The sequence below is a fragment of the Bacillus sp. RSS_NA_20 genome, assembly GCF_020165915.1.
In the GTDB taxonomy this organism is placed as follows: Bacteria; Bacillota; Bacilli; order Bacillales; family Bacillaceae; genus Bacillus; species Bacillus altitudinis.
In genome coordinates, this window is record NZ_JAIUKW010000003.1 from 291,374 (window position 1) to 305,809 (window position 14,436).

A 14,436-nucleotide genomic window follows, 5' to 3' on the forward strand; every position below is an offset into this window, starting at 1 on the left:
TTTCTTATGAAAAACAACTATCGGTGATAGTAAAATGTCTGTACCCACTCATAGGGCTTTTTACGATCCGCACACCATTTCACAAAGCCTCTTGTCTCCGTCTGCTGAAATTCCTTCCAGTCCGATAAAAGCTGGTTATAGTAGACTGCTAGTTTTTCAACATTGCTTTGAACATTTTTATCTTCGATCAGTTTCATGACATCTTGAATCCCTTGAATTCGCTCATGATCTTTCTCATAGGTGCTTAAATAAAGATCTTCATGTATATGATGAAACGAATACCACAAAGCCGAGAAATAGGTTTTGCAAATTTGAACAATCACTCGCTGCTCTTTGCTGCCTCCCATCTCTAATGCCTTCAATAAATAGGGCAGCCCTTCCCCCTGATGCACAAACAAGCCTTGCCAGCGATACGGTCTCACATCCATTGGATCAATATTTTCCCACTCTCGAAGAACAGGGTGGATCACCCCGTGTACCAATGGATACACAAGCAAATAATGACCATCCTCAAAACGTTCAATGTAATCAAACAGCCAAGCAACAAATGAACGCCGTGCTGCAAATTCATTCTTATTCATCTCTTCAACAAAAGACTGAAGAACCTTTAACGCATCTTTACGCAGACCCTGTTCTTTCCTTACACAGTACTGTCTAAAAAGCGGATAATCATGTGATCGCTCATCTTCAATAATAGTCTGTAATATCGTCTTCATTTGCAAGATAACAACTCCGCCTCTTTACATTCATTCTATTGAACTATTATAACCAATTGTAACATCCACATGAAACTAGTAAAAAGATGAGTTATCCTTTTTCTTTTATAAAACCCTTGGCATCCTCAAATCCATTCTTTTCTGCGTTCATGAATGAATTGTATGTCTTTTTGATAATGTTCAAGGTGCCCGTCATGAATCATTTTTTGAAAAGCTCTATCCCCTTCACTCGCTTTTCGCTTCATGTATTGACATAAACCTTCTAAACGCAGCAACACCATGTCCACATAACCTTCTGGTATTTCCTCAACATAAGCTTCAAAAAACAGTTTGACTCTATACTTTATATGGGCTGCATGCTCTAACGAATGATAATTTACGACCTCCCCTGTTTCAGTACGAAAAAACCTACTGAGAGGGACACAAGTATAGAGAGTATATGCAATATCCCAAAGCCTTGGACCAGGGGCAGCTACATCAAAATCAATGATTCCCACTGGCTTTTTATTGTTGAAAATGATGTTGTACATCGCAAAATCATTATGGCACACAACCTCTATGTTGTTAGGCGTATTGTCCATTCGTTCCCAATCGTCTGAAATGGGAAAATCACAAACAGCATCATGGTACAGTCTAAGCATTTTCGCTATTTCTTTTAAAGCATTGTGAGAGCACATGTATTCTTTTAAGGGATCATGACCGGCCTCACCTTCAATGAAGGACAAGATCTCTCTACCTTTTTCATCAACCCCTAAAAACGTTGGAGCATAGGAGAAATTCTTTTTTTCTAAATGCTTTAGCAGCTTTTGTATATTCATATTGTCTGACTTTACCTCTCTGCGAACCGTATCTCCCGAACGATATACGTTGGAGACATTTCCACCTGTCAATAACTCTTCATGATCATTTTGTTTTTTCATAAATTCTCCCCCAAACTGGGTCACAATGATGATGCAAGCTAAAGATGTGCATGTACCCACAAATATTCATTTAGTTACACAAAGGTAATTCACTGTTTTATGTGAATGCGCTAATCCATTCTGTTTCCTTATATGGTTAAATGTATCGTACCAAATGTTGCAAATCATCTAAAGTTTATTCTGTTAAAAGTAGTACATGCTCATTCTCTTCTAATAGGATTCTATTTTCATCTAAATAACTCATTTAAACCACAAAAAAACGTTTCACCACGAGGGTGAAACGTTAGGTTCACGGTAAAAACCAAACTTTTAATAGATACCGGTGGCCGGAGTCGAACCGACACTCCGTGATAAATGATTCCAAAAAGGCAAGGTATACCCTCTTAAAGTAAAGCAGCCGTTAATGAAATAAGAATTAGAGTTCTTCTTGATATATTGCTGATTTTATCGGCTTTAAAGTCAAAGGAATTTTAAACTCATGAATACTTTCAATATGATGAAAAAAATGATCTATATCGTCATAATCCATTGACCATTCTTCTACTACCTTTAACTTTTTTAACTCGTTTGTTGGTTTAAATAAAAATTCACAGTGCAGTTGTTCCATGTGAGAATAATCATCTTCTTCATAAATTGTAAACTGACGTACAAAATCAAGATGAAATAGTTCCTCTCCTGTAAAATCATAGACACCACACTGAAATAAAATTTCTTTATCTTCTTCGCCCTCAACGGTCTCCTTTGAAAAAGCCTTAAATGTTTCCCAAACCTTATTTATCTCATCGGTATCTTCACCGATGCTATCTTTAAGATAACTTTCAGCATTTTTAACTGTAATCATTACAACACCTCCTATGTACAATTGATCCAATCCATCTTCAATTGTCCTGCCCCTTTAGTTTAATCATAAGGTAACCATCAATAAAGTAAAAGTTAATCTCCTTTGAACACAATTTGAAGTAATTTTTTCGTGTGAAAAATCAGGTAAACAACAAATAAAAAAAGTCCTCCTACAATTTGTAGAAAGACGTTTTAAACGTTAATATTCCTTAATTCTTCTGTAATTGACGATAATAAAGAATATCTTAAACTAGATACCGGTGGCAGGGGTCGAACCGACACTCCAGAGGAACACGATTTTGAGTCGTACTTGAACGTCTGAACCCTTGAACCATTGGCATTATGCTATTTATTCAACATTTCTTAAAATAAAGATGCTAACAAATTAGATTTTGCATAGCATATTTCTTCTTTATACACTAATACATCCGATACATTACATGTTACCCGTTTCCCTTGTATATCCCAAGAATGAGATATTTCATCACGAACATACTCATAAGCAAGTTTTGTCTTTTCAATTTCAGTTTGAGCCGGATTAAAAAGTTCATCTGCATTAGACTTAATAATAGGATTAGTATAATTGACTTGGTTTAATTCAAGCAAATAATCTTCTATTTTTTCAATTTCACATATCAAATGCATGAAATTCACCCTCCAATCGATAATTTTTTAACCAAGTTTTTTCATCATTGAAACAATTTTTATACTTAAACCATTTGGCTTATGTACAACTTCCTCATCGTAGATGCTATACCCCATTGAACTATACAATTTTATGTTTCTAGTCACGGTCATACGAACTTTGCAGAATATACTAGTTAATTCTTCTTGTACTGCAAAATTTTCTAAAAAACTTAATAATTTTTTGGCAATACCATGACCCTGCATTTCTGGAATTACTGATAGTCTATAAAAATATAAACTATCTTCTTTTATTTTAAAGCGAACCATTCCAACTGGCTGATTATCAATATAACAAATTAAACTCCTCTCTCCGTCTTTTAAGGCAATTAAAACGGATTGCACAGTTTCCTCCAAAGCACTTGAAGGTGGCACTTCGTCTTTATACTCCAAAAATGCCTTTATCATTAAATCATGTATTACCGATGTATCTGATAAATTAGCAAACCTTATCTCCAAATGTATCCCTCCTTTAACATTCTTGTTTAATGACAGGTAAGCACACGATTATATGTACACGATATTTTTATAAGAATCGTATTGAAGATAAATAAAAAACGTTCCTTACAAAGTGTAAGAAACGTTGATTTCATCGTATTTACTACCGATGATATAGATACCGGTGGCCGGGGTCGAACCGGCACTCCGTGAGGAACACGATTTTGAGTCGTGCGCGTCTGCCAATTCCGCCACACCGGCATGATCATTAAAGAGCGCAACTTATAATAAATAAAAAATGGTGCCGAGGGCCGGACTTGAACCGGCACGGTAGTCACCTACCGCAGGATTTTAAGTCCTGTGTGTCTGCCAATTCCACCACCCCGGCAGTCTTTTCAAAAAAGGCGACACCCGGATTTGAACCGGGGATAAAGGTTTTGCAGACCTCTGCCTTACCACTTGGCTATGCCGCCATAATTGGAGCGGAAGACGGGATTCGAACCCGCGACCCCCACCTTGGCAAGGTGGTGTTCTACCACTGAACTACTTCCGCATATCAACTGGGCTAGCTGGATTCGAACCAACGCATGACGGAGTCAAAGTCCGTTGCCTTACCGCTTGGCTATAGCCCAATAATAAAATGGGGCGATTGATGGGAATCGAACCCACGAGTGCCAGAGCCACAATCTGGTGCGTTAACCACTTCGCCACAACCGCCATAGATGTTATGAATCATATAATTGGCAGGGGCAGTAGGAATCGAACCCACACCGGAGGTTTTGGAGACCTCTGTTCTACCGTTAAACTATGCCCCTATGAAAATAAAAATGGTGGAGGGGGGCGGATTCGAACCGCCGAACCCGGAGGGAGCGGATTTACAGTCCGCCGCGTTTAGCCACTTCGCTACCCCTCCACATTTGAAAAACAGTGCCGGCAAGAGGACTTGAACCCCCAACCTACTGATTACAAGTCAGTTGCTCTACCAATTGAGCTACACCGGCAAATAGTGGTGGCTCGGGACGGAATCGAACCGCCGACACACGGATTTTCAGTCCGTTGCTCTACCAACTGAGCTACCGAGCCAAGTATTCTTTTTAAAAAATGGCGGTCCGGACGGGACTCGAACCCGCGACCTCCTGCGTGACAGGCAGGCATTCTAACCAACTGAACTACCGGACCAATAAAGAGAAATTTGGTTGCGGGGGCAGGATTTGAACCTGCGACCTTCGGGTTATGAGCCCGACGAGCTACCGAACTGCTCCACCCCGCGACGATATAAAAGATATGGTGGAGGATGACGGGCTCGAACCGCCGACCCTCTGCTTGTAAGGCAGATGCTCTCCCAGCTGAGCTAATCCTCCGAATAAAATGCTGGTATGTATTTCTATAAAAATGGTGACCCGTACGGGATTCGAACCCGTGTTACCGCCGTGAAAGGGCGGTGTCTTAACCGCTTGACCAACGGGCCCTTTATTATGTAAATTGTGGCGGAGAGCAAGGGATTCGAACCCTTGAGACGGGGTTACCGCCTACACGATTTCCAATCGTGCTCCTTCGGCCACTCGGACAGCTCTCCAAATTGGCTCCGCAGGTAGGATTCGAACCTACGACCGATCGGTTAACAGCCGATAGCTCTACCACTGAGCTACTGCGGAATGAAGAAAGCCTGGCGATGTCCTACTCTCACAGGGGGAAACCCCCAACTACCATCGGCGCTGAAGAGCTTAACTTCCGTGTTCGGTATGGGAACGGGTGTGACCTCTTCGCCATCATCACCAGACAATTTAGTGACAAAAGATATTATACTATGTATTACAAATAAATCAAGAGATATTTCAAAAAATGTTCTCTCAAAACTAGATAACAATGTTCATGCTTCACATTAGAATATAGGTTAAGTCCTCGATCTATTAGTATCTGTCAGCTCCACGTGTCACCACGCTTCCACCTCAGACCTATCAACCTGATCATCTTTCAGGGATCTTACTTCCTTGCGGAATGGGAAATCTCATCTTGAGGGGGGCTTCATGCTTAGATGCTTTCAGCACTTATCCCGTCCGCACATAGCTACCCAGCGATGCCCTTGGCAGAACAACTGGTACACCAGCGGTGCGTCCATCCCGGTCCTCTCGTACTAAGGACAGCTCCTCTCAAATTTCCTGCGCCCGCGACGGATAGGGACCGAACTGTCTCACGACGTTCTGAACCCAGCTCGCGTACCGCTTTAATGGGCGAACAGCCCAACCCTTGGGACCGACTACAGCCCCAGGATGCGATGAGCCGACATCGAGGTGCCAAACCTCCCCGTCGATGTGGACTCTTGGGGGAGATAAGCCTGTTATCCCCGGGGTAGCTTTTATCCGTTGAGCGATGGCCCTTCCATGCGGAACCACCGGATCACTAAGCCCGACTTTCGTCCCTGCTCGACTTGTAGGTCTCGCAGTCAAGCTCCCTTGTGCCTTTACACTCTGCGAATGATTTCCAACCATTCTGAGGGAACCTTTGGGCGCCTCCGTTACATTTTAGGAGGCGACCGCCCCAGTCAAACTGCCCACCTGACACTGTCTCCCTGCCCGATAAGGGCAGCGGGTTAGAAGGTCAATACAGCCAGGGTAGTATCCCACCGATGCCTCCACCGAAGCTAGCGCTCCGGTTTCCAAGGCTCCTACCTATCCTGTACAAGCTGTACCAACATTCAATATCAGGCTGCAGTAAAGCTCCACGGGGTCTTTCCGTCCTGTCGCGGGTAACCTGCATCTTCACAGGTACTATAATTTCACCGAGTCTCTCGTTGAGACAGTGCCCAGATCGTTGCGCCTTTCGTGCGGGTCGGAACTTACCCGACAAGGAATTTCGCTACCTTAGGACCGTTATAGTTACGGCCGCCGTTTACTGGGGCTTCAATTCGCACCTTCGCTTACGCTAAGCGCTCCTCTTAACCTTCCAGCACCGGGCAGGCGTCAGCCCCTATACTTCGCCTTACGGCTTCGCAGAGACCTGTGTTTTTGCTAAACAGTCGCCTGGGCCTATTCACTGCGGCTTCTCGGGGCTTTAACACCCTAAGAAGCACCCCTTCTCCCGAAGTTACGGGGTCATTTTGCCGAGTTCCTTAACGAGAGTTCTCTCGATCACCTTAGGATTCTCTCCTCGCCTACCTGTGTCGGTTTGCGGTACGGGCACCTCTCACCTCGCTAGAGGCTTTTCTTGGCAGTGTGGAATCAGGAACTTCGCTACTAAATTTCGCTCGCCATCACAGCTCAGCCTTCACGGGAAACGGATTTGCCTATTTCCCAGCCTAACTGCTTGGACGCGGATATCCAATACCGCGCTTACCCTATCCTCCTGCGTCCCCCCATTGCTCAAATGGTGAGGAGGTGGTACAGGAATATCAACCTGTTGTCCATCGCCTACGCCTTTCGGCCTCGGCTTAGGTCCCGACTAACCCTGAGCGGACGAGCCTTCCTCAGGAAACCTTAGGCATTCGGTGGACGGGATTCTCACCCGTCTTTCGCTACTCATACCGGCATTCTCACTTCTAAGCGCTCCACCAGTCCTTCCGGTCTGACTTCACTGCACTTAGAACGCTCTCCTACCACTGTTCGTAAGAACAGTCCGCAGCTTCGGTGATACGTTTAGCCCCGGTACATTTTCGGCGCAGAGTCACTCGACCAGTGAGCTATTACGCACTCTTTAAATGGTGGCTGCTTCTAAGCCAACATCCTGGTTGTCTAAGCAACTCCACATCCTTTTCCACTTAACGTATACTTTGGGACCTTAGCTGGCGGTCTGGGCTGTTTCCCTTTCGACTACGGATCTTATCACTCGCAGTCTGACTCCCAAGGATAAGTCATCGGCATTCGGAGTTTGACTGAATTCGGTAACCCGGTAGGGGCCCCTAGTCCAATCAGTGCTCTACCTCCGAGACTCTTACCTTGAGGCTAGCCCTAAAGCTATTTCGGAGAGAACCAGCTATCTCCAGGTTCGATTGGCATTTCACCCCTACCCACACCTCATCCCCGCACTTTTCAACGTGCGTGGGTTCGGGCCTCCATTCAGTGTTACCTGAACTTCACCCTGGACATGGGTAGATCACCTGGTTTCGGGTCTACGACCACGTACTCATGCGCCCTATTCAGACTCGCTTTCGCTGCGGCTCCGCATCTTCTGCTTAACCTTGCACGGGATCGTAACTCGCCGGTTCATTCTACAAAAGGCACGCCATCACCCGTTAACGGGCTCTGACTACTTGTAGGCACACGGTTTCAGGATCTATTTCACTCCCCTTCCGGGGTGCTTTTCACCTTTCCCTCACGGTACTGGTTCACTATCGGTCACTAGGGAGTATTTAGCCTTGGGAGATGGTCCTCCCGGATTCCGACGGAATTTCACGTGTTCCGCCGTACTCAGGATCCACTCTGGAGAGAACAACATTTCAGTTACAGGGCTGTTACCTTCTTTGGCGGGCCTTTCCAGACCTCTTCGCTTATATCGTTCCTTTGTAACTCCGTATAGAGTGTCCTACAACCCCAAGAGGCAAGCCTCTTGGTTTGGGCTGTTCCCGTTTCGCTCGCCGCTACTCAGGGAATCGCATTTGCTTTCTCTTCCTCCGGGTACTTAGATGTTTCAGTTCCCCGGGTATGCCTTCTCATACTCTATGTATTCAAGTATGGATACTACTCCATTACGAGCAGTGGGTTTCCCCATTCGGAAATCTCCGGATCAAAGCTTGCTTACAGCTCCCCGAAGCATATCGGTGTTCGTCCCGTCCTTCATCGGCTCCTAGTGCCAAGGCATCCACCGTGCGCCCTTTCTAACTTAACCATTTCTTACTTTAGAAAGAATCACTATGTGTGATGAACTTTGCATTGCATTCAATGTGAATGTATTACTTATTGTTATCTAGTTTTCAAAGAACAATCCTGTCTCGCTAGAGACATGTTTTGAAGGAATGATCCTTCAAAACTAAACAAGACGAAAAACGTACGCTGCTCCATATATCCTTAGAAAGGAGGTGATCCAGCCGCACCTTCCGATACGGCTACCTTGTTACGACTTCACCCCAATCATCTGCCCCACCTTCGGCGGCTGGCTCCATAAAGGTTACCTCACCGACTTCGGGTGTTGCAAACTCTCGTGGTGTGACGGGCGGTGTGTACAAGGCCCGGGAACGTATTCACCGCGGCATGCTGATCCGCGATTACTAGCGATTCCAGCTTCACGCAGTCGAGTTGCAGACTGCGATCCGAACTGAGAACAGATTTGTGGGATTGGCTAAACCTTGCGGTCTCGCAGCCCTTTGTTCTGTCCATTGTAGCACGTGTGTAGCCCAGGTCATAAGGGGCATGATGATTTGACGTCATCCCCACCTTCCTCCGGTTTGTCACCGGCAGTCACCTTAGAGTGCCCAACTGAATGCTGGCAACTAAGATCAAGGGTTGCGCTCGTTGCGGGACTTAACCCAACATCTCACGACACGAGCTGACGACAACCATGCACCACCTGTCACTCTGTCCCCGAAGGGAAAGCCCTATCTCTAGGGTTGTCAGAGGATGTCAAGACCTGGTAAGGTTCTTCGCGTTGCTTCGAATTAAACCACATGCTCCACCGCTTGTGCGGGCCCCCGTCAATTCCTTTGAGTTTCAGTCTTGCGACCGTACTCCCCAGGCGGAGTGCTTAATGCGTTAGCTGCAGCACTAAGGGGCGGAAACCCCCTAACACTTAGCACTCATCGTTTACGGCGTGGACTACCAGGGTATCTAATCCTGTTCGCTCCCCACGCTTTCGCTCCTCAGCGTCAGTTACAGACCAGAGAGTCGCCTTCGCCACTGGTGTTCCTCCACATCTCTACGCATTTCACCGCTACACGTGGAATTCCACTCTCCTCTTCTGCACTCAAGTTTCCCAGTTTCCAATGACCCTCCCCGGTTGAGCCGGGGGCTTTCACATCAGACTTAAGAAACCGCCTGCGAGCCCTTTACGCCCAATAATTCCGGACAACGCTTGCCACCTACGTATTACCGCGGCTGCTGGCACGTAGTTAGCCGTGGCTTTCTGGTTAGGTACCGTCAAGGTGCAAGCAGTTACTCTTGCACTTGTTCTTCCCTAACAACAGAGCTTTACGATCCGAAAACCTTCATCACTCACGCGGCGTTGCTCCGTCAGACTTTCGTCCATTGCGGAAGATTCCCTACTGCTGCCTCCCGTAGGAGTCTGGGCCGTGTCTCAGTCCCAGTGTGGCCGATCACCCTCTCAGGTCGGCTACGCATCGTCGCCTTGGTGAGCCGTTACCTCACCAACTAGCTAATGCGCCGCGGGTCCATCTGTAAGTGACAGCCGAAACCGTCTTTCATCCTTGAACCATGCGGTTCAAGGAACTATCCGGTATTAGCTCCGGTTTCCCGGAGTTATCCCAGTCTTACAGGCAGGTTACCCACGTGTTACTCACCCGTCCGCCGCTAACATCCGGGAGCAAGCTCCCTTCTGTCCGCTCGACTTGCATGTATTAGGCACGCCGCCAGCGTTCGTCCTGAGCCAGGATCAAACTCTCCGAGGTATGCAGGATGCATATCACACATGCGTTGCTACACGATGTAGCGAACTTAGCATGTGATCATTTCCTGCCTCGTCAGCGTTTGACTGACTACCTATGATGTATCATAGGATTTTTTTATAAAAACTCGAATTAACAGGTACGTTTTGTCTTGTTTAGTTTTCAAAGATCATCTTCATTGTCGCTCAGAGGCGACTTTCTCAATATAACATTTGAGCACCGTGTGCGTCAAGTGTTTTTCTAAATTTCTTTTTGTCCGCTTTTCTTTAAAAGCAACTCGGTTGCTCATTAGCGACGTTTAATAATATACCATCATAATATTCATGCGTCAATATCTTTTTTAACAAAATATCCTCGATGATAGATTTTTTGTCCCTTCGTCTCAATTGGCTCTACTAGCACAATTCCTTTTTCCACAAAGAAATCAATCATCACACTAAGATCAGGTGTGAAATGTTTGAGATCAGGATGTGCAAGAAGCTCGCCAAACAGCCAAATTTCCTGCTGTTCCATGACATGACGCAAATGAGCCGCACCAATTTCTGCTTTTGAATGAATCAAGAAATCATTCGCTAGGAATAAAAGTTCTAACCGTTTATGAAGACTTTCGTGGCTTTCAATCAACTCTGAATAAAGTTTATATACTTCCGGCTCCATATGACGTACTTGGTTCCAAACGGTCACTTCTGGGTGGAAGCCTTTATCAATCACTTCAATACGCGCCAGATGATGCAGGGCATGCACAATGGAATTATATGCATCGAGGAATTGATTTGATTCAAAAAATGCTTTTCCTTCTATATATCTACGAATGAGCTTGCCATATTCTAAACCAATTTTGAGCTTACGGTTAGAAAACGGGAATGTACTCAGTTCATCAATCAAGTTGAAAATATATTCATTTCGATCAAACAGGACTTTTCCGTTTAAAATCCAATCAATAATCCGTCTGTTGGTACCTAAGGTAATCCATTCCTTCAACTGATCATCTGTGACAACATTTAAAGAAGCTGTTTGGTGATCGGATTCATAGTGCTTAATAAATAACGGTTCTTCCGCATCCTTTACGATGACTAGAAGCGCTGCATCAAAGTTATCCGTCTCAGAAGATACTTTATGTCTTCTTTCTACTATAATCACAGCTAATGTATCTGGATGACTTGCTCTCTCTTGATAAATAGGACGGAGAAGATTTTCCATAGTGATTCCTCCAATACTCGGGTGTAAGGTTCTTCTCTAATGCTATGTATTTCTCCTCATAGAATCAAAATTCCTTCAATACATGAAAAAAGATCGTTGAATCATTATAAGCAATTTATTCACAAAACTCTATAACTAATTCAAACAGAAAGGTAAAATGTGCTATATTGGAGATAAGGGGGACTAGGGATGGCGAAATACTCCAGTAAGATTAATAAAATCAGAACATTTGCACTTAGTTTGGTTTTTGTTGGTTTTTTGATCATGTATATCGGTGTGTTCTTCAAGGAATCGGTCTGGCTGTCGACCTTCTTTATGCTACTCGGCGTGTTATCGATTGGATTGAGTACAGCCGTTTACTTTTGGATCGGTATGCTTTCTACGAAGGCAGTCCGGGTCGTATGTCCAGGCTGTGAGAAAGAAACAAAAGTGCTTGGGCGGGTGGACATGTGCATGCATTGCAGAGAGCCACTTACACTCGATCCAGCATTAGAAGGCAAAGAGTTTGATGAATCCTACAATCGAAAAAAGTCATAAAAATAAGCTGACCATTCAACTGGTCAGCTTTTTCATTAATGATTTTCTTTTTTTGCACATTCTTGACAAGTGCCATAGATCTCCAAGCGATGATGACTTACTGTAAAGCCTGTCACATGGGATGCAAGCTGTTCTACTTCATCAAGGCCAGGATAGTGAAAGTCAACGATCTTTCCGCAGTTTTCACAAATCGCATGGTAATGGTCAGATGTCGCAAAATCAAATCGGCTTGAGGAATCCCCATACGTTAATTCTTTTACTAATCCAGATTCCCGGAAGACTCGTAAATTGTTGTAAACCGTTGCTACACTCATATTAGGAAATTTTCCTTCAAGTGCTTTATATATATCGTCCGCGGTTGGGTGAGTCATAGAATTTACGAGAAACTCCAAGATGGCATGGCGCTGCGGAGTAATTCGAACACCGGTTTCTTTTAGAGCGTCTAAAGCATCTTTTAGTTCGTGAGCAGCCATTTCATCATGCACCTCTCTTTTCAAAAATATTCTTATATTATAATCTTTATAAATAGTGTACCCCCAGAGCCGAAACTTTGTCAATTACAATCCTCTTTTTTACCTATTCTTCTATACAAAAAAGACCGGCACGACTGCCGATCTCATTACGTCAACATATTAAGCGTGAGCTTTCAGTTCCTCAAGCGCTTCTTCCACATGATCTTTCACCTTTACTTTACGCCACTCTTTCACAAGCTTTCCTTCTTTATTAATAAGAAACGTTGAGCGTTCAATTCCCATGTATTCCTTACCAAAGTTCTTTTTCAACTTCCATACACCGAAAGCTTCAGACAATTTTTGTTCGTCATCTACAAGAAGCAGGAAAGGTAAGTCATGTTTTTCTTTAAACTTTTGGTGCTTGTCTTGACCGTCTGGGCTTACGCCGATAATCACAGCATCTAATTCCGCAAAGCTTTGATGGCGGTCACGGAAATCACAGGCTTCCGTTGTACACCCTGGCGTCATATCTTTTGGATAAAAATAAAGGACAATGTGTTTCCCTTTAAAATCAGAGAGCTTTACTTTCTCTCCATTATCACCGAGTAATTCAATATCAGGTACTTGCTGCCCCACTTCGATTGTCATGATACAATCCCTCCAACCTATTTTTTCATTAGCCTATCCAATTTCGAGAAGATATTCAACTAAGGACGCTTGCATCGGCATGTTAAAATAATGATAGACGACGTGATACGTTGAGATAGGAGGCTATTTATGAAATTCACCGAATCAGAAAAATTACACCAAGAGGCGCTGGAGCATATTGTTGGAGGGGTTAACAGCCCATCTCGTTCATATAAAGCAGTGGGCGGCGGGTCACCTGTTGCAATGGAAAAAGGCGAAGGCGCTTATTTTTGGGATGTTGACGGAAACCGTTATATCGACTATTTGGCAGCATACGGTCCAATTATTACGGGACATGCTCATCCTCATATTACAAAAGCCATCACGAAAGCAGCCGAGACGGGTGTCCTTTACGGAACACCAACGAAGCATGAAGTCACTTTTGCTAAGATGCTGAAGGAAGCGATGCCTGCTTTGGATAAAGTTCGTTTTGTCAATTCAGGTACAGAAGCTGTGATGACGACAATCCGTGTCGCTCGCGCTTATACAGGTAGAACAAAGATCATTAAGTTTGCCGGATGTTACCACGGTCATTCTGATCTTGTGCTAGTTGCGGCTGGCTCTGGACCTTCCACTTTAGGAACACCAGATTCAGCGGGCGTGCCTAAAAGTATTGCAAATGAAGTCATTACCGTTCCATTCAACGATATAGACAGCTACAAAGAAGCATTAGACCGCTGGGGTGATGAAGTAGCAGCTGTTCTTGTTGAGCCAATTGTCGGGAACTTTGGCATCGTAGAGCCTAAAGACGGTTTCCTGCAGCAGGTGAATGACCTGACTCATGAAAAAGGGGCTCTAGTCATCTATGATGAAGTCATTACAGCTTTCCGCTTTATGTATGGTGGTGCACAGGACTTGCTTCAAGTAAAACCTGATCTCACTGCATTAGGTAAAATTATCGGCGGCGGTCTTCCAATCGGCGCTTACGGCGGCAAAAAAGAAATTATGGAGCAAGTCGCCCCGCTTGGACCAGCCTACCAAGCTGGCACAATGGCAGGAAATCCCGCCTCGATCCTTTCTGGTATTGCATGCTTGGAAGTGTTAAAACAAGACGGGGTCTACGAACGTCTTGATCAACTCGGGGCTATGTTAGAAGAGGGAATTTTAGCCCACGCAAAAAAACATCAAGTAGATATTACAGTGAATCGCTTAAAAGGTGCTCTCACCATTTATTTTACAAAAGAAACGATTGTGAACTACGAGCAGGCTGAAAATACGGATGGTGAAATGTTCGCCCGTTTCTTTAAATTCATGCTCGCACAAGGTATTAACCTCGCTCCTTCTAAATATGAAGCTTGGTTCTTAACCATTGCACATACTGAAAATGATATTTCTGAAACGCTCAAAGCAGTAGATCACGCGTTTGAACAGCTGAAACAATCATAATGAAGAGAAAAACAGACGTAAATTCA

General features: G+C 44.5%; 10 protein-coding genes, 16 tRNA genes and 3 rRNA genes. 2 read left to right on the forward strand and 27 right to left on the reverse strand.

Features of this window, described 5'->3' with window-relative positions; genetic code table 11:
* Positions 1-17: 17 nt before the first annotated feature.
* The 25 genes from LCD32_RS01635 to LCD32_RS01755 form a co-directional block, all read right to left on the reverse strand.
* Positions 18-722, reverse strand: a complete 705-nt coding sequence (locus tag LCD32_RS01635) for a hypothetical protein (RefSeq protein ID WP_060780907.1) — start codon at positions 720-722, stop codon at positions 18-20.
* A 119-nt stretch (positions 723-841) separates the two neighbouring features.
* Positions 842-1,636 (reverse strand): phosphotransferase, encoded by a 795-nt coding sequence (locus tag LCD32_RS01640; RefSeq protein ID WP_060780906.1) that lies wholly within the window; start codon positions 1,634-1,636, stop codon positions 842-844.
* 415 nt (positions 1,637-2,051) lie between these two features.
* Positions 2,052-2,477, reverse strand: coding sequence for a hypothetical protein (locus LCD32_RS01645; protein ID WP_060780905.1), 426 nt, complete (start codon positions 2,475-2,477; stop codon positions 2,052-2,054).
* A gap of 362 nt (positions 2,478-2,839) precedes the next feature.
* Complete coding sequence (locus LCD32_RS01650) at positions 2,840-3,121, reverse strand: transglutaminase family protein (RefSeq protein ID WP_082181636.1); 282 nt, start codon at positions 3,119-3,121, stop codon at positions 2,840-2,842.
* Between the two features lie 27 nt (positions 3,122-3,148).
* Positions 3,149-3,619: a GNAT family N-acetyltransferase gene (locus LCD32_RS01655; RefSeq protein WP_039962725.1), complete on the reverse strand. Its 471-nt coding sequence runs from the start codon at positions 3,617-3,619 to the stop codon at positions 3,149-3,151.
* 158 nt (positions 3,620-3,777) lie between these two features.
* Positions 3,778-3,859: transfer RNA gene (locus LCD32_RS01660), tRNA-Leu, on the reverse strand.
* A 38-nt stretch (positions 3,860-3,897) separates the two neighbouring features.
* Positions 3,898-3,986: transfer RNA gene (locus LCD32_RS01665), tRNA-Leu, on the reverse strand.
* Positions 3,987-4,000: 14 nt separating this feature from the next.
* Positions 4,001-4,071: transfer RNA gene (locus tag LCD32_RS01670), tRNA-Cys, on the reverse strand.
* 5 nt (positions 4,072-4,076) lie between these two features.
* Positions 4,077-4,151: transfer RNA gene (locus tag LCD32_RS01675), tRNA-Gly, on the reverse strand.
* 7 nt (positions 4,152-4,158) lie between these two features.
* A tRNA-Gln gene (locus LCD32_RS01680) sits at positions 4,159-4,230 on the reverse strand.
* A 9-nt stretch (positions 4,231-4,239) separates the two neighbouring features.
* Positions 4,240-4,315, reverse strand: a tRNA-His gene (locus tag LCD32_RS01685).
* A gap of 24 nt (positions 4,316-4,339) precedes the next feature.
* Positions 4,340-4,413 (reverse strand) — tRNA-Trp (locus LCD32_RS01690).
* Positions 4,414-4,426: 13 nt separating this feature from the next.
* Positions 4,427-4,511: transfer RNA gene (locus tag LCD32_RS01695), tRNA-Tyr, on the reverse strand.
* A 15-nt stretch (positions 4,512-4,526) separates the two neighbouring features.
* Positions 4,527-4,599: transfer RNA gene (locus LCD32_RS01700), tRNA-Thr, on the reverse strand.
* 6 nt (positions 4,600-4,605) lie between these two features.
* Positions 4,606-4,681: transfer RNA gene (locus tag LCD32_RS01705), tRNA-Phe, on the reverse strand.
* A 19-nt stretch (positions 4,682-4,700) separates the two neighbouring features.
* Positions 4,701-4,777, reverse strand: a tRNA-Asp gene (locus LCD32_RS01710).
* Positions 4,778-4,791: 14 nt separating this feature from the next.
* Positions 4,792-4,868 (reverse strand) — tRNA-Met (locus LCD32_RS01715).
* Positions 4,869-4,883: 15 nt separating this feature from the next.
* A tRNA-Val gene (locus LCD32_RS01720) sits at positions 4,884-4,959 on the reverse strand.
* 32 nt (positions 4,960-4,991) lie between these two features.
* Positions 4,992-5,066, reverse strand: a tRNA-Glu gene (locus LCD32_RS01725).
* 17 nt (positions 5,067-5,083) lie between these two features.
* Positions 5,084-5,174, reverse strand: a tRNA-Ser gene (locus tag LCD32_RS01730).
* Between the two features lie 4 nt (positions 5,175-5,178).
* Positions 5,179-5,253 (reverse strand) — tRNA-Asn (locus LCD32_RS01735).
* Between the two features lie 9 nt (positions 5,254-5,262).
* A 5S ribosomal RNA gene (gene rrf, locus LCD32_RS01740) occupies positions 5,263-5,378 on the reverse strand.
* A 110-nt stretch (positions 5,379-5,488) separates the two neighbouring features.
* A 23S ribosomal RNA gene (locus tag LCD32_RS01745) occupies positions 5,489-8,419 on the reverse strand.
* 183 nt (positions 8,420-8,602) lie between these two features.
* Positions 8,603-10,151: ribosomal RNA gene (locus LCD32_RS01750) — 16S ribosomal RNA — on the reverse strand.
* Together the 16S, 23S and 5S rRNA genes with 16 tRNA genes alongside form the textbook arrangement of a ribosomal RNA operon.
* A 318-nt stretch (positions 10,152-10,469) precedes the next feature.
* Positions 10,470-11,348: a nucleotidyltransferase-like protein gene (locus tag LCD32_RS01755; protein WP_007496752.1), complete on the reverse strand. Its 879-nt coding sequence runs from the start codon at positions 11,346-11,348 to the stop codon at positions 10,470-10,472.
* A 189-nt stretch (positions 11,349-11,537) separates the two neighbouring features.
* Between LCD32_RS01755 and LCD32_RS01760 the strand changes: the two genes are divergently transcribed.
* Positions 11,538-11,885, forward strand: a complete 348-nt coding sequence (locus LCD32_RS01760) for a YgzB family protein (protein ID WP_007496750.1) — start codon at positions 11,538-11,540, stop codon at positions 11,883-11,885.
* Positions 11,886-11,920: 35 nt separating this feature from the next.
* On the opposite strand, the gene perR is transcribed toward LCD32_RS01760, so the two are convergent.
* Positions 11,921-12,358: a peroxide-responsive transcriptional repressor PerR gene (perR, locus tag LCD32_RS01765; RefSeq protein WP_003217782.1), complete on the reverse strand. Its 438-nt coding sequence runs from the start codon at positions 12,356-12,358 to the stop codon at positions 11,921-11,923.
* Positions 12,359-12,517: 159 nt separating this feature from the next.
* Complete coding sequence (gene bcp / locus LCD32_RS01770) at positions 12,518-12,985, reverse strand: thioredoxin-dependent thiol peroxidase (protein WP_007496746.1); 468 nt, start codon at positions 12,983-12,985, stop codon at positions 12,518-12,520.
* Positions 12,986-13,114: 129 nt separating this feature from the next.
* On the opposite strand from bcp, the gene LCD32_RS01775 reads away from it, so the two are divergent.
* A complete protein-coding gene (locus tag LCD32_RS01775; RefSeq protein ID WP_007496744.1) occupies positions 13,115-14,410 on the forward strand; it encodes a glutamate-1-semialdehyde 2,1-aminomutase in 1,296 nt (431 codons plus the stop codon).
* Positions 14,411-14,436: the final 26 nt, after the last annotated feature.